General features: G+C 47.6%; 13 protein-coding genes. 7 read left to right on the top strand and 6 right to left on the bottom strand.

The window, feature by feature from the left end; all coding sequences use genetic code 11:
• Nucleotides 1–466 precede the first annotated feature (466 nt).
• On the top strand, nt 467–3,766 hold the full coding sequence (locus tag AC0KUT_RS19205) for a glycosyl hydrolase (RefSeq protein ID WP_488832073.1): 3,300 nt from the start codon (nt 467–469) through the stop codon (nt 3,764–3,766).
• A 124-nt stretch (nt 3,767–3,890) separates the two neighbouring features.
• Here AC0KUT_RS19205 and AC0KUT_RS19200 read toward each other — a convergent pair whose 3' ends face one another.
• Both AC0KUT_RS19200 and AC0KUT_RS19195 read right to left on the bottom strand, forming a co-directional pair.
• Nucleotides 3,891–4,577 (bottom strand): fumarylacetoacetate hydrolase family protein, encoded by a 687-nt coding sequence (locus tag AC0KUT_RS19200; RefSeq protein WP_488832072.1) that lies wholly within the window; start codon nt 4,575–4,577, stop codon nt 3,891–3,893.
• Complete coding sequence (locus AC0KUT_RS19195; RefSeq protein ID WP_488832070.1) at nt 4,574–5,134, bottom strand: gamma carbonic anhydrase family protein; 561 nt, start codon at nt 5,132–5,134, stop codon at nt 4,574–4,576. Before AC0KUT_RS19195 ends, AC0KUT_RS19200 begins: the two co-directional genes overlap by 4 nt.
• 96 nt (nt 5,135–5,230) lie before the next feature.
• Between AC0KUT_RS19195 and prlC the strand changes: the two genes are divergently transcribed.
• The 6 genes from prlC (at nt 5,231) to AC0KUT_RS19165 (ending at nt 14,577) form a co-directional block, all read left to right on the top strand.
• On the top strand, nt 5,231–7,285 hold the full coding sequence (gene prlC / locus AC0KUT_RS19190; protein ID WP_488832069.1) for an oligopeptidase A: 2,055 nt from the start codon (nt 5,231–5,233) through the stop codon (nt 7,283–7,285).
• A complete protein-coding gene (locus AC0KUT_RS19185) occupies nt 7,285–7,539 on the top strand; it encodes a YheV family putative zinc ribbon protein (protein WP_488832066.1) in 255 nt (84 codons plus the stop codon). Before prlC ends, AC0KUT_RS19185 begins: the two co-directional genes overlap by 1 nt.
• A 560-nt stretch (nt 7,540–8,099) precedes the next feature.
• Nucleotides 8,100–11,207, top strand: a complete 3,108-nt coding sequence (locus tag AC0KUT_RS19180) for a TonB-dependent receptor (protein WP_488832065.1) — start codon at nt 8,100–8,102, stop codon at nt 11,205–11,207.
• A gap of 93 nt (nt 11,208–11,300) precedes the next feature.
• Nucleotides 11,301–12,062 (top strand): SapC family protein, encoded by a 762-nt coding sequence (locus AC0KUT_RS19175; protein WP_488832063.1) that lies wholly within the window; start codon nt 11,301–11,303, stop codon nt 12,060–12,062.
• Nucleotides 12,059–13,084: a cupin-like domain-containing protein gene (locus tag AC0KUT_RS19170; protein ID WP_488832061.1), complete on the top strand. Its 1,026-nt coding sequence runs from the start codon at nt 12,059–12,061 to the stop codon at nt 13,082–13,084. The genes AC0KUT_RS19175 and AC0KUT_RS19170 overlap by 4 nt, the downstream gene beginning before the upstream one ends.
• Before the next feature lie 11 nt (nt 13,085–13,095).
• Complete coding sequence (locus AC0KUT_RS19165) at nt 13,096–14,577, top strand: tryptophan halogenase family protein (RefSeq protein WP_488832059.1); 1,482 nt, start codon at nt 13,096–13,098, stop codon at nt 14,575–14,577.
• Nucleotides 14,578–14,865: 288 nt separating this feature from the next.
• Here AC0KUT_RS19165 and metF read toward each other — a convergent pair whose 3' ends face one another.
• The 4 genes from metF to AC0KUT_RS19145 form a co-directional block, all read right to left on the bottom strand.
• On the bottom strand, nt 14,866–15,714 hold the full coding sequence (metF, locus tag AC0KUT_RS19160; RefSeq protein ID WP_488832057.1) for a methylenetetrahydrofolate reductase [NAD(P)H]: 849 nt from the start codon (nt 15,712–15,714) through the stop codon (nt 14,866–14,868).
• Between the two features lie 56 nt (nt 15,715–15,770).
• Entirely contained in the window at nt 15,771–17,159 is a 1,389-nt protein-coding gene (ahcY, locus tag AC0KUT_RS19155) for an adenosylhomocysteinase (protein ID WP_488832055.1), read from the bottom strand.
• Nucleotides 17,160–17,273: 114 nt separating this feature from the next.
• Complete coding sequence (metK, locus tag AC0KUT_RS19150; protein ID WP_488832052.1) at nt 17,274–18,428, bottom strand: methionine adenosyltransferase; 1,155 nt, start codon at nt 18,426–18,428, stop codon at nt 17,274–17,276.
• 39 nt (nt 18,429–18,467) lie between these two features.
• The gene (locus AC0KUT_RS19145) at nt 18,468–19,484 is read right to left on the bottom strand and encodes an ArsR/SmtB family transcription factor (RefSeq protein WP_488832050.1); all 1,017 of its coding nucleotides are present in this window, start codon (nt 19,482–19,484) and stop codon (nt 18,468–18,470) included.
• Between the last annotated feature and the right edge of the window lie 257 nt (nt 19,485–19,741).

Here is a 19,741-nt window from a genome sequence, read left to right as displayed (position 1 = left end):
GAAGAACTGCTGGCCTTGGGCTATTTAGGTGATATTGCGGTGGGCTGGTTGTTTGTGCCCTGTGTTTGTATTAGATGAAAAATCATGCTGCACAGATTTTATCCTGCTTGGTACTTGCTCTGTTACCCCTCCGCTTGCTTGTTGTAGGTCGTGATGCTTTTCTCGCGTTTATTTTGTTTTATTCCGTCGTGAAAATTAATGCGTCAGATCTCGCTCGTTTTTTAATAAAATGAGACCTAGTAGATGCCCAGTTTAGGGTTGAGCCTGAATATGGGACGACTTGATGGTGGTGAACCTTGATGATGATTGTGCTGGGTGCAGTCTTTTACCCTTCTTACTAAGGCTTACACAGTGGCGCTATGGCGTCACTCCTTTTAGGGGGTAGAGACATGAGTTCGGAAAAACTAGCTCAATAACATAGTTGCTCCCAGCACTAATAATCAATAACAACCATTGGGTCACTATTATGAAAAGATTCAACAGAGTTCTGCTGTTGCTGGGGGCTATGGGTTTTGCCCAGGGCGGCCAAGCGACAATTCTCAACTACGGCGCGGGCAATATTAGCGACACTATCAATACTGCTGGCTGGAAGTGTACGGTCGATCACGGCAACTGGATCCACAATGCCGGCGTGGTTAAGCCCGGCGTGAGCAGTTGTAATCCCATAGGCGCGCCTACCGCCATCAACCCGCAAATCGTAGCACCGGCGAACACCAAACCGACTATGACGCACCGCTGGTGGGGTTCCATTCCCTTTATGGGGGAGATGAAAGTTGGCGCCTCAACGGATTCTGGCTATATCACCCCCGACCCGCTCACCGCCCGCATTACTGACCGCGGTGTGCGCATTATGGGTATCCCCGGCGGCCTGCGCGCCGGTACTAATGACACCATTTATTCAATTCCCGATCCTTTTAGCGAAGTGTTTGACGGCATAGCCGTGGGCAATTCTGCCTACAGTAATCTCGATGCCTTCCTTAAGGATTACAGCGACGGCTCTGTGACAGTGCAGTGGAAAAGTGGCGCTACGGCGGTGATGGAGGCGACCTTTGTGCACGGCTCGCCCTATGTGTATTTCACCGCGCTGCAAGGCGATTTGGTGGTGCGCACGCGCTCGGCCGATGGCGGCGAGAAGGGCATATTTCACCAAAGTGGCAATAACCTAGGGGTCTGGACCGAGGTGGCGGGCAATCGCAATACCTTCTTAATTGTCGGCCATGACGCCACCACCTTCACTGGCGTAAACACCAATAGCATTGGGGTTAACAACGGCACCAAGCGTATGACGGTAGCCTGGTTGCCGCAGCTAACAGGCACGCCTTCGGCGGCGATGATTAGCCAATTTGCCCAGTACGCGACCCAGCGGGTGGACAAGGTCAACATTAACTATGCAGTGGATCGGGCGACCAACAAGGTCACGGTCAGTCATCAATATCAATTTGGCGGCGCGCCGGTTACGACCCTGGCGGGTATGTTGCCCCTGCATTGGAAAAACTCTAATCAAGCCGTCACCAGTTACAAGGTGCGCTCGGCGCGTGGGGTGACTAAGTTTGCGGCGACTAATGGCTTTAGTTACACCATTCCCTATGTGGGGGTGCTGCCTTACTTCCCGGAAAATATTGGCGACTACAATGCGACGCAATTGCGCGCCTTGGTCACTGAGTTTGTCAGCCAAGGCACGGCTAAATGGAATACCGCGACCGATACCTATTGGGCCGGTAAAAACTACGGCAAGGTCGCGGAGCTGGCGGCGATTGCGCGCTCTATAGGCATGACCACCGAGGCCAATCAGATGATTGCCTGGCTCAAAGCCGAGTTGCAGGATTGGTTTCGCGCCAACACTAATGGCAGCTTGGACACCAATAAGTATTTTGCCTACGACAGCAACTGGAGCACGCTGCTGGGGTTTGATGAATCCTTTGGCTCGCAACAGCAATTGAACGATCACCACTTTCACTACGGCTATTTCGTGCGCGCCGCCGCTGAGATTTGCCGCGTGGATGCCGCCTGGTGTGGCACTAGCCAATACGGCCCCATGGTGGAATTGCTGATTCGCGATTACGCCGCTGGCCGCGACGACGCCATGTTCCCCTATGCGCGCAATTTTGATCCGGCCTATGGTTTTTCCTGGGCCTCGGGTCACGCCAATTTTGTGCTGGGCAATAACAACGAATCAACCTCTGAGGCGGCCAATGCTTATGGCGCAATCGTGCTCTACGGCATGATCACCGGCAACAATGCCATCACCGAACGCGGCATGTATCTGCACGCATCTTCCACCGCAACCTATTGGGAATACTGGAACAATATCGACCGCTACAAGGGTTTAGGCGGCGATTACGATAACTTTGCCGCAGGCTACACCAAACCCACCACCTCGATTATTTGGGGCAATGGCCATGTGTTTTCCACCTGGTTTAGCGGAGCCTACGCGCACATTTTGGGTATTCAAGGTTTGCCCCTGAGCCCGCTGGTGCTGCATATCGGTCAGCATGCAGACTACCTCACCACTTACGTTAACTTGGGTTTAAGTGAATCCACCAACGGCAAACCTTCGGGCCTACCCAATGGCCAGTGGCGCGATGTTTGGTGGAATATTTGGTCCATGACCGATGGCCAAGCGGCGGTGGATGACATGCTCGCCTTTGGTGTGAACAACCTAATACCGGAGGAGGGCGAAACCAAAGCTCACACCTATCACTGGGTCTACACCCTTAAGCAATTGGGGCATTTAGCGACTGGCACCGGCGCTTTAACCGCTAACCATCCCGCGGCCGTAGCCTTTAATAAGAACGGCATAATGACCTACATCGCCTACAACTTTGGCTGCTCGGCGCTCAATGTGGCCTATTCCGATGGCACCAACTTCTCGGTTCCGGCTAAGGGCTATGCGCTAATGCGCACTGGGCAAGCGGTTGTTGCCAATGGTGCGGGTTGTAGTGGTGCGAGTAGTTCTGCAGTGAGCTCCGTGGCCCCCAGCAGTGTCGCCTCTTCGCCTAAGTCATCGGTAGCGCCGAGTTCGGTGGCCAGTTCCGTTGCAGCTACGCCCTATGGTTATACCGTGATAAGTGCCAACAGTGTGCGTTTCCATGCGAACGCCGCAGCCTGGGCGGATATTCACTACACCCTCAATGGCGGGCCTCAGCAGAATATTCGCATGACCCATAATGCGGATAACTCCAATAGCTACAGCTTGGGCAATATTCCCAGCGGCGCCGTAGTGCGTTACTTCTTCACCATTGCCCAGGGGGCGGGTGCAATGGATACGGCTTGGGCGCAATTTACTTGTTGCTCGGGCGCGGGGACGAGTAGTGCGCCCGCAAGCAGTGTTGCTGCTAGTAGTACGCCAGCGAGCAGCAAGCCAGCGAGCAGTTCAGCGCCAGCTTTTAGCCAGCTTGTGCAGGCTGAGTCTTTTACCGCGATGAATGGCGTACAGACCAGCACCACCAGCGATACTGGTGGCGGTCAGTATGTGGGTTGGATAGATGCGGGCGATTGGATGGCCTACGCCAACATTACTGTTCCGACTAGCGGCAGCTATAAGATTGAATACCGTGTAGCAAGTCCATCGGGTGCGACTTTTTCGTCGGACTTGAATGCAGGTTCAATTCAATTGGGCAGCATTAGCGTGGGCGCCACCGGTGGCTGGCAGAATTGGACAACTGTCACCCAAACCGTGACGCTGAATGCAGGTACTTTTAGTTTTGGTATTTTTGCGCAGCAGGGCGGTTGGAATATCAATTGGTTCCGCATTACTAAGCTCTAGCGCTTAGCCTGAAACCTAAGCCCCGCCAGAGTAATTTTTGGCGGGGCTTTTTTTTACGGGTTCTGTTTTTATAGGCGCTGTTTTTTTATAAGTGCAGTTTTGTTTGCGTTGATGTACTACAGAATTAAGCCGCCACTACGCTTAGGTGTAAAACCTCGGCAAAGCCTTCGAGCCTTGCTGCTAATTTATCGCCCACTTGCACTGGCCCAACGCCTGCTGGGGTGCCGGTAAATATCAAATCGCCTTCATTAAGCTGCACATAGCGCGAAACTTCGGCGATCAAATCGGGAATCGCCCAGACCATGTCGCGCCAGTTGCCGCGCTGCACCTGAGTGCCGTTGTTGGTGAGTATTAAGTCGCCGAATTGTTCTAAGTCTGCGTAAGTGCCCGTGTGCAGTGCGGTGCAGGGTGCAGAGCCGTCAAAGCCTTTGGCCAGCTCCCAGGGGCGACCCAACTGCTTGGCTTGTTTTTGAATATCGCGACAGGTCATGTCCAAGCCCACGCCAAAGCCGCACACATAGCTTGCGGCATCTTCTTTCGCAATCGCCTTGCCGCTTTTGCCCAGGGCAATCACCAATTCAATTTCGTATTCCACCTGTTGCGAAAATGCGGGGTATACGAAATCGCAGTTATTTTGCGCCAGCGCGCTTTGCGGTTTAAAAAAGAAAAACGGCGGCTCGCGCTCGGGGTCGTGGCCCATTTCGCGCGCGTGCTCGGCGTAGTTGCGGCCAATACAAATAATTTTATTCACGGCAAAGCTGGTGTGTTCACCGCTGTGGTTTATGAGGGGTAATGCGTAGCTGAGGCTCATACGGCGGCTTCCTGTTCGGCGATATAGGTGTCTTTTAGTTTCACGTAATTATTGGCGGAGTATTGAAAAAAGCTGCGCTCGCTGTCTTTGAGCGGGCGAATTTGCTTGCAGGGCGAGCCCATATACATAAAGCCACTTTCGAGGCGCTTGCCCGGTGGCACCAGCGTGCCCGCACCTATAACCACCTCGTCTTCTACTATGGCGCCGTCGAGAATGGTGGAGCCAATACCTACCAATACGCGGTTGCCAATGCTGCAGCCGTGAAGGCATGCCGAGTGCCCAATAGTGACATCATCGCCAATAATAAGCGGGTGGCCGGCGGGGTTGTAGTCGCTGGCGTGAGTGATATGCAGCACTGAGCCATCTTGCACGCTGGTGCGCGCGCCTATGCGAATGCGGTGCATGTCGCCTCGAATAACAACGCAGGGCCAGACGGAAGCATCATCGCCCAACTCGACATCGCCAATCACAACGGCGGCGGGGTCGACAAATACCCGTGCGCCTAAACGCGGGCTGTGATCTTGGTAACATCTAATAGCGCCTATAGCTTTTTTCATGGAATTTCCTCAGGGTTAATCGGTGTATGATACGTCAAACTTTGGCATATATTTCCGAGGACCTTGCCTTGGCGTTTTATTTATCAGGAGTTGTAAATGAGTAACCCCCTGTTGGAACAGCATCTATTACCCCCATTTTCCAGTATTCGCGCGGAGCATGTTGAGCCCGCTATTAGCCAGTTGGTTGCAGAAGGCCGCCAACAGTTGCAAGCATTGCTCGCCGACTTGCCACAACCTAGTTGGAATAATTTAGTGGCACCGCTCGAGGCAGAAAGCGACAAGTTGGATCAAGCTTGGGCGCCGGTGAGCCATTTGAATTCGGTCGCAAATAATGAATCCCTGCGTCAAACCTATACGGCAAGCGTTGCCTTGCTCACTGAATATTCAACCGAGTTTAGTCAAAATGAAGAGCTATATCGCGCCTATCAAGCACTCGCGGATAGTGCTGAATATACCGGCTTAAGTCAGGCGCAAAAACAAACCATCGACAATGCCTTGCGCGATTTTCGTTTGGGCGGTGTAGCGCTCAATGCCAAAGATAAAAAGCGTTTTGGTGCGATTCAAAAACGTTTGTCGGAACTCTCGACCCAGTTTGCCAATCAGCTGCTTGATGCTACTCAAGCTTGGCATAAGCACTTTACTTCTGCGGCTGACTTGGCGGGTTTGCCAGAGTCGGCTTTGGCGCAAGCTGCACAAGCTGCCGCGCAAAAGAAACTTGAGGGCTATGTAATTACCTTGGATTTCCCCTCCTACTATGCGGTGATTATGTATGCCGATAACCGCGCCCTGCGCGAGGAAATCTATCGCGCTTATGTGACTCGCGCCTCGGCCGAGGCGATTAAGTTTGATGGCAGCTCCGCTGCCGAGTTTGATAATACGGCCATCATTGCTGAAACCTTGGCGCTGCGTCACGAGTTGGCGCAGCTGTTGGGTTTTGCTAGCTATGCAGAGCGCTCACTGGCAAGCAAAATGGCTGAGTCGAGTGCGCAAGTCTTGGCATTTTTGGACGAGTTAGGGCGCAAGTCAAAACCCTATGCCGAGCGCGATTTTGCCGAGTTGTGCGCCTATGCCCAAAGCCAAGGCTGTGCAGATTTACAAAGCTGGGATGTCACCTACTTCAGCGAAAAATTGCGCGTCGCCAAATATTCCGTATCGCAAGAAGAGCTACGTCCTTATTTTCCCGTCGAAAAAGTAATCGCTGGCATGTTTGAGGTGGTAAAACGGCTGTTTGGGATAGAAGTGAAACAAGTTAAGGCGTTTGATACCTACCATCCTGACGTACGTTTTTATCAAGTGTTTAAAGCGGGTGTACAGCAGGCGAGTTTCTATTTGGATTTGTTTGCGCGCGAGCACAAAAAAGGTGGCGCTTGGATGGCAGATTGTCGTGTGCGCCGCAAAACACCCACCGGTGTTCAGCTGCCTGTCGCGTTCTTAACCTGCAATTTTACGCCGCCCGTTGGCGCTACGCCTTCGCTGTTAACCCATGATGAGGTCACCACCTTGTTTCATGAGTTTGGCCACGGCTTGCATCACATGCTCACCCAAATTGATGTGGCGGCAGTAAGCGGTATTAATGGTGTGGCCTGGGATGCAGTCGAACTACCCAGTCAATTTATGGAAAACTGGTGTTGGGAGCCGGAGGCGATTCCGCTCATCTCAGGGCATTACCAAACTGGCGAACCCTTGCCTCAAGCCCTGTTGGATAAAATGCTAGCTGCGAAAAATTTCCAGTCGGGCCTGCAAATGATTCGCCAAATAGAGTTTTCGCTGTTCGACTTTCGTCTGCACGCTGAGTACAACCCTAAGGCGCCAAAATCTGCCCAAGCAGTAATCAATGAGATTCGTGCACAGGTGGCGGTAATGACGCCGCCAGCCTTCAATCGCTTTGAAAACAGCTTTAGCCATATTTTTGCCGGTGGTTATGCCGCTGGATATTACAGCTATAAATGGGCAGAGGTGCTCTCGGCTGATGCCTACTCGCGCTTTGAAGAGGAAGGTATTTTTAATGCGTCTACGGGTGAAAGCTTCCTGCAAGAGATTTTGCAGCAAGGCGGCAGTAAGGCACCTATGGAGCTATTCAAACAATTTCGTGGGCGCGAGCCGCAGATTGATGCGTTGTTGCGTCACTCTGGTTTTGAGGAGGTTGCTTAATGGCCTATAGCAGTAAGCGTCGATTTGTCGCGGGCGCCGTATGCCCGCGCTGTTCAGAAATGGACAAGCTGGTTGTCTACTCGGAAGAGGGGAAGGATTTTCGTGAATGTGTCGCCTGTGACTATAAAGAAGAGATGCACTTTAAGCCTATTGCACGCGAATTAGAGACGCGGGTGAATATCAGTGATCAAGAAAAGAACAGTCAATTGCAGGTGATAAATATTTTACCCTTCAAAACGGAGTCTAAGGATTAAGCACTACTATTATTGAGCTAGAAGCAAGCATGTCCCTCGCGGATTCCTTGCTTTTATTTTTATCTAACTACCTGTAATCACTGACTTTTTACACATTTTTAAATATGTCAGACATCCTTCTCTCCTTTCACATATATCCATATAGACAATAAGGTTATAAATTATTGAGTGCTTATAGCAAATGGTTTCTCGTTGGTTCTCCGTTTGTTGTAGTCAAAATGCATATAACACACTAGTATTGGTGCGCAGCAGGTTTAGCATTTGCTGAGCACTCATAAATTATAGGCCTTTCAATTCGCTCAGCGTGCGATCTTAAGCTAGCCCGCTTAACTATAACTTTAATATTGTTTGGATTGTTTATTGCCTTGCGGTTGGTTTTTAGTGCTGCAAATACCTATTAGATTTAACTGCATCTGTTGCCTGGATGGTTGTAGTAGCTATTCACTTGTTACCACCAAAGTGATGACGGTTAACTCGCCTTACTGGTTACAAGAGGGAGTTGATTTGACGTTGTACCGGAATAAAACCTATAGATAAATAATCCGTATTAGGAGAGCTCCATGTATAAAACTATAAGCTTTAAAAAGAAGATATTAGCTACAGCTGTTGCCTCAATCGCAGCTGCTGGATTTAGCAGTGTTTCATTTGCTCAGGACGGCGTAGAAGAAGTAATGGTCACAGGCATTCGCGCGTCTATGGAGCGTGCGATGGACGTAAAACGTAATGCTGCCGGCGTGGTTGACGCCATTAGCGCAGAAGATATGGGCAAGTTCCCAGATACCAACCTCGCAGAGTCCTTACAGCGTATTACCGGGGTGTCGATTGATCGCTCTAACGGTGAAGGTTCACGTATTACCGTTCGCGGTTTTGGTCCTGAGTTTAATATGGTGACCTTGAACGGCAGAACACTGCCAACTGGTAGCGCCTACGGTGGTAGCTCGGGTGCTGACGCATCAACTCGTGGTGGTAATTCACGCGCGTTCGATTTTGCGAATCTTGCTTCTGAATCTGTTTCTGCGGTGGAAGTTTACAAAACGGGTAAAGCTGATGCCGCTGCTGGTGGTATTGGTGCATCAGTAAATATTAAGACCGCACGTCCTTTGGATAATGCAGGTTTCAAGGCATCTATTGGTGCTAAAGGGGTGATGGATACCACCAATCGTACCGGTAGCGATATAACGCCTGAAGCGTCTGGTTTAGTAAGCTGGTCTGATGACTCAGAAATGTTCGGTGTATCCTTAAGTGCAAGTTATCAAGAGCGTGACTCAGGTTATACCGGTGCTACCGTTAACGACTGGACGACTGCAGTGTGGGGTGGTGGCAGCAGCAATACCATCTATGATAATCCAGCGGATAGTGCAGTATTCGTAAACCCACCCGCGAAGGGCGATCTTTACTCTCGCCCCAATGATGTTCGTTATACCTTTGCTGATCAAGAGCGTGACCGTACCAATGCACAGTTGACTTTCCAATACCGTCCTATTGAAAATCTGACGGCTACTTTGGACTACACCTTCGCACAAAAAAATCAAACGGAACATCGTGGCGAAGTAACCACTTGGGTGCAAAATGGTTCAAATATAACCTCTGTAGAATTTGATGATTCTGCGATCAAGACCCCAAAAATAATTACTGAAAGCTACAGCGGCACTAAAGATGTTGGTTTTGCTCAGCAATATCGCTCGCAAGAAGATACTTTAGATTCAGTAGGTTTAAATGTTGATTGGGAAGTGAATGATCAATTGACATTAAACGTCGACTTTCATGATTCAAGCTTGGAAAGTTTGCCAACAGGGCCTGGGCATTCTGGGGAGATAGATGTCGGTGTTGGTGCTCCTGTCAAAACCGGCGCAAGCTGGGTGTTTAGTGGTCAAGATATACCAAGTTGGACTCATACATTAGATACTGCCAATTATGGTAATAAGAATGGAGTATTGGATGAGGGCGATATTAGTTCGTCTGTGATGCGCATTTGGTCAGTTGAACAAAGATCCGATGTTACTCAAGGGAAGATAGATGCCCATTGGAAGTTTGATGAAGGTCGTTTTGATTTTGGTATTGAGCGCCGTGAGATGGGTTCTAATACTATAAATTACAATGGTAACCAAAATCAGGTATTGGGTGGTTGGGGTGCTTCAGCGCCCGGCGAGTTCCCCGTCGGATCGTTTGAGTCTTTCAATGTGCCTGGAGAGTTTGACGATTACAGTACTGGAAATTCACCACAAATTGGTTACCGTGCTGATGCGCGTGAATTGGCTCAATTTCTGGTGGGTAAATACGTTATTGATTTAAAACCGGTACCACCATTTTTAAGCCCGGCTTATATAGGCGTGGAAGATACCCAGTATGTGGACATATATGGTGTAACTCATGTCCGTAATACGAAAAGCAATAATGATATTCAAGAAGATACAGATGCTCTCTACGTCCAGTTAGGCACTACCGGTCAGCTGGCAGGGCGCGATGTTGATGTGTTGGTAGGTTTACGCTATGAATCTACTAAACAGGTTTCATCAACAGACTCACCTCTGTTGGACCACTTCAGTTGGGAGTCAGATAATGACTTCAACCAAGCCTTCCCTGGGTCTGCTCCTACAATTTCAATTAAAAATAACTATGATGCGCTGCTTCCTAGTTTGGATCTGTCGCTTAAGTTGACTGATGATGTCGTAAGCAGATTTTCATACAGCAAAACTATTGCACGACCAGAGCTAGGTAATCTCGGTGCTGCTATAACTGGCTATGGTATCAATGGATCTACCTTGCTTGCAGGAACCTCCGTTAAAGCCAACGGAATCAATCCTCAGCTTGTACCATTAGAATCCAGTAACGTTGATGTGTCCGTAGAATGGTATTTTGATGATGCTAGCTATGTGTCAGCAGGGGTGTTTGAGAAACGAGTTCTCAACTTTGTTGGTACGGAGCAAGTAAAAGGTACTATCGGCGATGTTCGCGATCAAACAGCAGGGCCAAGAGCTCTGGCGGCTAAAGCTGCACTTGAGAGTATAAAAAAGCCGGTGGATAACGGTAATCTTTACGCCATGATGGCTATTTTACGAGATCCAACTACATACCCAGGTGGTGCTGCTGACTTCAAGGATGAATTGGTAGATTTGCTGGGTGAGAAATGTACTAATCCAGCTTGCTTTCTTGAGCCAGACAGCAGCGATCCTTTGATGCTGTTCACTATGAGCCGCCCAGTAAATAATCATGAAGCAAAACTTTATGGTGCCGAATTTGCTGGACAGCACTTCTTTGGTGACACTGGCTTTGGCATTATGGCCAACTACACCATCGTAAGAGGTGATGTGAAGTTTGATAACCTAGATCTTACTGCGAACCAATTTGCGTTGTTAGGTCTCAGCGATACTGCAAACTTAGTGTTGATGTATGAAGATTATGGTTTCGAAGCTCGACTTGCCTACAACTGGCGTGATGAGTTCTTGAATAGAACGGGTGCTGGCTCTAACAACCCTGGCTATGTTGAGGCTCACTCACAAATTGATGCTAACGTGACGTATCATGTCACTGACGATTTGGCTATTTCTTTCGAAGGTATTAACATTACTGGAGAAGATCGTCGCGAGCATGCTCGTAACAGTCAAATGATGTGGGGACTGGATGACCTAGGTGCTCGCTATCAGATAGGCGCACGTTACACCTTCTAAGTATTACTTAGCGGTTGTTTAAAATAAAAAGAGTCGCTTAGGCGGCTCTTTTTACATTTAACTCATATTTTTTTGTTTTTTGGTAGTATTTATATGCAAAAAATAGAAGTGTTAAACAATATTGCTCATGAGAATTTGCGAGTGAGCCCAATATTTTCGGCCGTGCTAGGTGATAATGTGGCTAGTACTTTCACCTATGTGACAGAATTTTCAGAGGTTCAAAAAGAATATCCAATATTGTGTCGCAAGAATAAAGATTCAGGAGAGTATCAAGCTATTGTATTCTTTGGGTTGCAAAAAGATGAAAATCTATTTTTGGTAAAAGAAGATTCAGCAAGCCAAAAATACTTGGGATGGAACGCCGATTATGTTCCGGCAGTTATGGCTCGAGGGCCTTTTTCAATTGGCATTCAACGTGAAACTGTTAATGGTTCTGAGATTCAAAATCCTATTGTGCACATCGATATGGCTCATCCCAAAGCGGCAAGTAAAGCAGGGTATGCATTGTTTCTGGAAGGCGGAGGGTATAGCTCGTACCTCAACCATATATCAAAGGTGCTCGACACTATCAATGATGGTATGTTTCTAACAAAGTTAATGTTTGATGCGTTTAGTAAGCATCAGTTGTTAGAGGATGTGGTTTTGGATATAGAATTTCAAAATCAGGATAAATTAAAAATCACTGGTTTTGAGACGATAAATGCCGATAGATTATCTCACTTAGATGGAAGTGCGCTTGAGGAACTTAATAAGTTAGGATTTCTTCAGGCAGCTTATTTTATTGTTGCATCTATGTCTAATATTAGAAAATTGATTGACTTGAAAAACCGCAAGTTATCAGCAGGAGATAAATGACTTTGAAAAAAACAAAGACTTTGCATGGGATTAATGCGCGTAATATTCCTAGAGAGATAATTAATTCTGCAGAGCCTGTTGTTCTTAAACAATTGGTTGGTGAATGGCCCGTCGTACAGGCAGGGCGGCTTTCTGACGAGAGGTCAATTGGGTATCTGAAGTCATTTTATAATGGAACTCCCACAATTGTTTGTAAGATTCCTGCGGGAAATAACGGAAGAATGTTTTACAGCGATGACTGCACCAAGCTTAATTATGAAAGTTTTAAAGGGCGTATTGATGAGACTTTGGATGCTATTTTTGATGGGATTCAAAAAATAAATGTTCCATCCTATTATATAGCATCGAACATTATCGACACGCATTTACCTGGATTTAGAAGAGAAAATGATCTTCTAATTCCGAGAAATAAGCAGCTTGATGCAATGGATGAAAGAGTTAGTATTTGGATCGGTGGTGAGACAACGGCGACCTGCCATTTTGATGCCTTAGATAATCTAGCCTGTTGCGTTGCCGGTAAGCGCAGATTCACACTTTTCCCTCCTGATCAAATAAGTAATCTATATCCCGGCCCGCTGGACCCAACTCCTGGTGGGCAAGTGATTAGTATGGTTGATTTTAAGAATCCCGATATTCAAAGGTTTCCTCGATTTCAGGATGCGCTTTTGAACGCTCAAGTGGCTGATTTGGAGCCTGGAGATGCTATATATTTGCCTAGTATGTGGTGGCATCATGTAGAGAGTTTGCAGCCTTACAATGTTTTGGTGAATTACTGGTGGGATGATGCCCCAGTCTTTTTGACGTCTGGTATGAATGCGCTGCATATGGCAATGCTTGGAGTAAGGGATAAATCTGCTCACGAGCGAGAAGGCTGGAAGCATGTGTTCAATCATTATATTTTTGATGGGCCCGAAAAATCTAATTCCTTCATTCCCGTGGCGGCGCAAGGTTTTTTGCATACCCTAGATCGGCTTGGTGTTAGAAAATTAAGAGCGCTGCTTATTAATAAATTAAATCGCTAATGGGAATACGAATGCCAGACAAAAAAATGAAAGTAGTTATTGCTGGAGGTGGGACGGCTGGTTGGATTGCTGCGGCGGCGCTTTCGAATCAAATGGGAGAGCTGCTTGATATTACGTTGGTTGAGTCGCAGGAGATAGGCACAATTGGTGTTGGCGAAGCGACTATCCCTCCCATGAGAACTTTTCATCGATTATTAGGTATAAATGAACAAGAGTTTATGAAGGCAACAAATGCTACTTTTAAACTTGGCATTCAATTTGAAAACTGGAAAAAAATTGGTGAAAAGTATTTTCATTCCTTTGGTGTTACCGGTAAGCAAACATTAATTACCGACTTCATTCATTTTTGGCTCAGAGGACGCGAGTTGGGGATAGCCGATGAGTTCGGTCATTATTGTCTTGAATTCAAAGCGGCTTTAGATGAACGCTTTTCATTGCATCAGGATGCCAAATTAAATTATGCATTTCATCTTGATGCTGGACGCTACGCCAGTTTTCTTAGGGCGCGTGCGGAGGCAAGAGGTGTAAGACGATTGGAGGGTAAGATTGTCAAAGTGCTGCAACACCCAGTGTCAGGAAATATAGCAGCACTTACAATGGAGTCGGGTCAAGAAGTGCCGGGAGATCTATTTATAGATTGTACGGGTATGCGGGCCTTGTTGATTGAGCAGACCCTGCACACGGGATTTGAGGATTGGGGACATTGGCTGCCCTGCGATAGCGCCATAGCTGTCCAAACTGAATCTAAAGACCCTGCAGTGCCCTATACTAAATCGATTGCGCATCATGCTGGTTGGCGTTGGAAAATTCCTTTGCAGAATAGAGTGGGGAATGGGTTCGTTTTTTCTGGTCGCTATATGTCGGACGATGAAGCAACAGCTATGTTGCTTGCGAGTGTAAACGGAGAGGTGCTCACTGAACCTAAGGTCATCAAGTTTAAAACGGGCCGGCGTAAAAAAAGCTGGAATAAAAACTGTATTGCTATAGGGCTTTCCGCTGGCTTTTTAGAGCCGCTGGAGTCTACCAGTATTCATATGATTATGACCGCGGTAACTCGCGTATTACAGTTGTTTCCACAGGGCGAAATCAAACAGTCAGTTATTGATGAATACAATATTCAGGCAGAGAGCGAATTTTTAAAAATTAGAGATTTTATTATATTGCACTATAAGGCTACTGAGCGAGATGACAGCCCTTTTTGGCGCTATTGTAGAAACATGGAAGTTCCTAGTGAACTTATGCATCGTATAAATCTATTTAAAGATTACGGAAAGTCCTACCAGATAGAAGGCGAATTATTTAGATTGGATTCTTGGACTCAGGTTATGCTTGGGCAGGGAGTTATTCCTACATCATATCATCCGGTTGTGGACTTGATGCCAGAAATTGAACTGCAACAATTCTTGACGGCTGTTGCCACTCAGGTCAATAGAGACATGGCAGTGCTCTCACCACATCAAGATTTTATTAAAAAGTACTGCGGTAGCATGTAGCTTTTAAGTTGAGTAACGATAAGCTGCAGACTCTTTCATGCCAACGTTGCCCTCGAGCCATCCTACAAGTTTAATAACGTTGGTATTAAGGGAAAGCTCACTTACTTGTTATAGATGGTCTTATTTAAGATCCATATCCCAGGTAGATTTTTGCACAGAAAATGTAAGCTTTAGCAAGTTGCGGGCTTAGTGCTATTTGGCAGACTCTTGAAAGCACTTTTCAAGAGTCTGCGCGGAAAGAAATTTAAACAAAGTATTTTAGTATTATAGTGCGTTAATTGGTGAAATTTAATCAGCTACCACTAAGCCAATATTTTTTAAAATTTGTGCAGTTGGTTCAGTTTGGTTCATGGTGTAAAAATGTAAGCCGGGGGCTTCATTTTCTAGCAGCACTTCACACAACTCGCTCACCAAGTCTACGCCGAAAGCTTTTAGGCTTGCGTCATCATCGCCATAATTTTCTAAGGCTTTGCGCAGCCAGCGTGGAATTTCTGCGCCGCAGGACTCGGAGAAGCGCGTTAGATTTTTATAATTGATGATGGGCATAATGCCGGGATAAATCGGCTGGGTAATGCCCGCTGCACGACATTGATCGACAAAATAGAAGTAAGCATCGGGATTGAAAAAGTATTGTGTGATAGCACTGTTGGCGCCTGCATCAAACTTGCCTTTTAAAAATCCAATATCTGCGCTGTAACTTTTAGCTTGAGGATGAATCTCAGGGTAGGCTGCGACCTCTAGATGAAATTGCTCGCCGAAATGTTTACGAATAAACGCAACTAATTCATTGGCGTAGACCAATTGGTAGGCGCCACCTACACCTGACGGCATGTCGCCGCGCAGTGCAACTATGCGATCAACGCCGGCTGCTTTGTATTCATTGATCAGGGTGAGCATTGTCTCTTCATCGTCGCCGCCAAACGACAAGTGCGGCGCAATGCTAATGCCGGCTTGTTTGAATTGGGTTACGAGCCCTTTGGTGTTGTCGCGGGTTGAGCCGCCAGCACCATAGGTAACGGAAAAGAAATCGGGTGCAAACGCATTGAGCTGATCGCGCACCTTAATAATTTTTTCTTTTCCTTCCGGCGTTTTAGGCGGGAAAAACTCAAAACTTAAACGCGGTTGTGAATCGTTCATAGTGTATCTCGGTAAGCAAGCGGCCTGCACGGATTTAATGCAGGCCGGCGATTAAATTAATATTTGTAGCTTTCTGGCTTGAAGGGGCCTTCAGCTTCAACGCCAATATATTCGGCTTGTTGAGTTGTTAATTTGGTGATGACGCCGCCGAAACCTTCAACCATATCTTTAGCAACTTCTTCATCCAGCTTTTTAGGCAATATGCGTACATATAAATGTTCAGCTTTTTGCGCGGCAGGTAAGTCAGCAAATTTACGCTCGTACAAATACATTTGCGCCAGCACTTGGTTGGCAAATGAGCCATCCATAATGCGCGATGGGTGGCCGGTTGCGTTGCCTAGGTTCACTAAGCGGCCTTCTGATAATAAAATCAAATGATTGTTGCTAGCTTTGTCGCGATAGATTTTATGTACCTGTGGTTTAACTTCTTCCCACTCCCAGTTTTTACGCATAAAGGCGGTATCGATTTCGCTGTCGAAGTGACCAATATTGCAGACGACGGCTGCATTTTTTAGCGCGCGCAGCATCGCGGAGTCGCACACATTCACGTTGCCGGTAGTGGTGACGACTAAGTCAGTTGTGCCGAGCACTATGTGATTAATATCTTCGTACTTACCTGTATTGATGCCGTTGTTATAGGCAGATACCACTTCAAATCCATCCATGCAGGCTTGCATTGCGCAGATAGGATCGATTTCAGTTACTTTAACAATCATGCCTTCTTGGCGCAGTGACGCAGCTGAGCCCTTGCCTACATCGCCGTAGCCAATAACCAAGGCTTTTTTGCCTGCGAGCAAATGATCGGTACCGCGTTTGATTGCATCATTTAAGCTGTGGCGACAGCCGTATTTGTTGTCGTTTTTACTTTTGGTGACAGCATCATTTACGTTGATGGCGGGTACTTTCAAAGTGCCTTTTTTCAACATGTCTAATAAGCGATGTACGCCGGTGGTAGTTTCTTCCGAAACGCCGTGAATGCGATCGAGCATCTGTGGATATTTTTCATGGAGCAATTGGGTTACATCGCCGCCATCATCCAAAATCATATTAGCTTGCCAAGGTTTGCCATCTTGCAAAACGGTTTGCTCAATACACCACCAAAATTCTTCTTCGGTTTCGCCCTTCCACGCAAATACTGGAATGCCCGCCGCGGCAATCGCAGCTGCGGCGTGGTCTTGGGTCGAGAAAATATTGCACGATGACCAGCGCACTTCTGCACCCAAATCTACCAAGGTTTCAATTAGCACGGCGGTTTGAATGGTCATGTGAATACAGCCAATAATTTTGGCGTCGGCCAGGGGCTTGCTCGCGGCATACTTGCGGCGCAGTGCCATCAATGCGGGCATTTCCCCTTCGGCGATGTCAATTTCTTTGCGGCCCCAGTGGGCGTCTTTGGCAAAGGCTTCGGGAGTCTTGGCGGCAACTTTATAATCGGTAAAGCTCATAGTGGAATCCTGTTTTAAATAAAAAATATTTTTTGAATCGTAACAATTGTAAATTCAAGCGTAGATTGGGATGAAGAACGAGAGCCTCAACACAAGTAACGCGGATACATATTCTTACAATGCTTTTTTAAGCAGCTCAGCTTTATCCGTTTTTTCCCACGTAAAATCAGGTAGCTCGCGGCCAAAGTGACCATAGGCTGCGGTCTGACGATAAATCGGGCGCTTCAAGTCGAGCATTTCAATCAGGCCGCGCGGGCGCAGGTCGAAGTTTTCCCGAATCAAATTAATAATGACATCGTCTGATAATTTCCCAGTACCAAATGTATTAATAGAGATCGATGTGGGTTCAGCAACGCCAATAGCGTAGCTCACTTGAATTTCAATTTTGTCAGCGAGACCGGCAGCAACAATATTTTTTGCGACATAACGACCTGCATAGGCTGCAGAGCGATCTACTTTTGAGGGATCCTTACCGGAGAATGCGCCGCCGCCGTGACGGGCCATGCCGCCGTAAGTGTCTACAATAATTTTACGACCCGTTAAACCGCAGTCGCCCACGGGGCCGCCGATAATAAATTGGCCGGTAGGATTGATGTGGTACTTGGTGTCCTTATGCAGCCATTCTGCCGGCAATACTTGTTTGATAATTAACTCGCGCACCGCTTCATGTATTTCTTTTTGGGAAACACTGGGATTGTGCTGCGTGGAAAGTACCACGGCGTCTACGGCGACAGGCTTACCATTTTCATAGCGCAGAGTGACCTGACTTTTTGCGTCGGGGCGCAACCAAGGTAGCGCGCCGTTTTTGCGCAGCTCTGCTTGTTTCTCTACTAAGCGGTGAGCATAGAAAATAGGTGCGGGCATTAATACGGCGGTTTCATTGGTGGCAAAACCAAACATTAAACCTTGGTCGCCTGCGCCTAAGTCTTTTTCGTTGGCTTCATCTACGCCCATGGCGATATCAGAGGACTGTTTGCCAATTGCGTTGAGAACGGCACAGGAGGCACCGTCAAAACCAACATCGCTGGAGTTGTAACCAATGTCTAAAATAACTTGGCGAATTAAATCTTCTAAATCGACGTAAGTAGATGTGCGCACTTCACCGGCAACAATTGCCATGCCCGTTTTTACCAGCGTTTCTACCGCTACGCGTGCATGGGGGTCATCTTTTAAAATTGCATCGAGAACGGCATCAGAAATCTGATCAGCCATTTTGTCAGGATGCCCTTCGGACACTGACTCAGAAGTAAAGACGGAATACTCAGACATGGTGTGTTCCTTAAAAGTAAAAAATAAACGAAAGAAAAATTAGAAATTGAGTGGTTTTAAAAATTGACGCAATTGAATTTGAAAACCATTGCGCAGGGCGAAGTACACACTTTGCCCCTCGGTTAAATTTGCTGCTTGTGCCCAGCGGGAGAAATCTTGCGGTTCAAACCCCTGCCAGAGATCGCCACAATTGTCGCGTGCCCATGCTTGTTCGTGACGACAGAGATCACAGATCAACAGCGCGCCGCCGGGGGCGAGTACATGGCTTAAATCTTGGAAAATATCGGCAGGCGATGGCGTGTGGTGCAATACCATATTCACTACTATGCAGTCGGCCAATACTTTATGGCCGGGCAAGCTTTGGGTGTCGCCGCAAATAAATTCAATATTGTTGAGCTGTTGGCTCTGGGCAAAGCTGCGCGCGCGCTCCAGCATGCTGCTGGCATTATCGAGTGCGATGACGTGCGTAAACTGTTGCGCCAGAATGGGTAAAAATTCTCCTTCGCCGGGGCCTATCTCTAGGGCGAGATGTTTGGCTCTCAGGGGCGTGTTACTGAGCAGGCTACTGACTTGATCGCCGTAGACGGAGTAGCTGGCAATCAAATCCTGTTGTGCGCGAAATTTGGCGGCATTATCCGTGAAAAATGCTTGGGCTAAATCGCCGCGCTCTGCTTGAATGGCGCAAATTTGTGTTCGCAAGGGCTCTGCTAAAGGCTGCTCATCCAAAGTGCAGAATAGTTGTTGCTGTAGTGCGGCCAGCGGGTGATCGGGTGCGAGATAGGCGCGGCGATAAAAAATCGAGTTTGCTTCGCGCCGAGAACTGAGTAGCCCTGCGGTGGTGAGCACCTTGAGGTGATGACTCATACCCGACTGCTTGATGCTAAAAATACGGCATAGCTCTAACACGCCAAAGGAATCTTGGGTGAGCACGCGCAATATTTCCAGCCGCAGAGGGTCGCCTGCCGCCTTGAGTTGGTTGGCTAGGGTTTGCATCTCGGCGCTGGGCTCGCTCAGCGCAAGCAGTGGTTGGTTTTCTAGGGGGCTTTGGCTATTCATGGGCTGCAGTCTAGCAGTACAAGCAACCTATATCAAAATATTTTGATATAGGTTGCTTGTTTTTAATCTCTATTGGCTGCGACGTCGCGGCTAAGGTAGCTGAAGTCGCGTCTAAGGTAGCTAATGGCGCCCTATAAGATGCTTTTCCGCGTGATTGATGATTAATTGTGGCTAATAAACGCGTTATTCCTTTACGGGGGCGAATGGCTGGGGGAAAATGTCGGCCCATTTCTGCTTGAAATTCCATCTAGGGTATT

Source organism: Cellvibrio sp. 25HG11W-0 (assembly GCF_057815475.1).
The sequence above is the reverse complement of the archived record's forward strand: the minus strand, read 5'-3'. Positions and strand labels throughout refer to the sequence as shown.

Excerpts from the sequence above, each read along its gene's own strand:
- AC0KUT_RS19205 (WP_488832073.1), top strand. The coding sequence starts at position 467 with ATGAAAAGATTCAACAGAGTTCTGCTGTTGCTGGGGGCTATGGGTTTT.
- AC0KUT_RS19200 (WP_488832072.1), bottom strand. The coding sequence starts at position 4,577 with ATGAGCCTCAGCTACGCATTACCCCTCATAAACCACAGCGGTGAACAC.
- AC0KUT_RS19195 (WP_488832070.1), bottom strand. The coding sequence starts at position 5,134 with ATGAAAAAAGCTATAGGCGCTATTAGATGTTACCAAGATCACAGCCCG.
- prlC (WP_488832069.1), top strand. The coding sequence starts at position 5,231 with ATGAGTAACCCCCTGTTGGAACAGCATCTATTACCCCCATTTTCCAGT.
- AC0KUT_RS19185 (WP_488832066.1), top strand. The coding sequence starts at position 7,285 with ATGGCCTATAGCAGTAAGCGTCGATTTGTCGCGGGCGCCGTATGCCCG.
- AC0KUT_RS19180 (WP_488832065.1), top strand. The coding sequence starts at position 8,100 with ATGTATAAAACTATAAGCTTTAAAAAGAAGATATTAGCTACAGCTGTT.
- AC0KUT_RS19175 (WP_488832063.1), top strand. The coding sequence starts at position 11,301 with ATGCAAAAAATAGAAGTGTTAAACAATATTGCTCATGAGAATTTGCGA.
- AC0KUT_RS19170 (WP_488832061.1), top strand. The coding sequence starts at position 12,059 with ATGACTTTGAAAAAAACAAAGACTTTGCATGGGATTAATGCGCGTAAT.
- AC0KUT_RS19165 (WP_488832059.1), top strand. The coding sequence starts at position 13,096 with ATGCCAGACAAAAAAATGAAAGTAGTTATTGCTGGAGGTGGGACGGCT.
- metF (WP_488832057.1), bottom strand. The coding sequence starts at position 15,714 with ATGAACGATTCACAACCGCGTTTAAGTTTTGAGTTTTTCCCGCCTAAA.
- ahcY (WP_488832055.1), bottom strand. The coding sequence starts at position 17,159 with ATGAGCTTTACCGATTATAAAGTTGCCGCCAAGACTCCCGAAGCCTTT.
- metK (WP_488832052.1), bottom strand. The coding sequence starts at position 18,428 with ATGTCTGAGTATTCCGTCTTTACTTCTGAGTCAGTGTCCGAAGGGCAT.
- AC0KUT_RS19145 (WP_488832050.1), bottom strand. The coding sequence starts at position 19,484 with ATGAATAGCCAAAGCCCCCTAGAAAACCAACCACTGCTTGCGCTGAGC.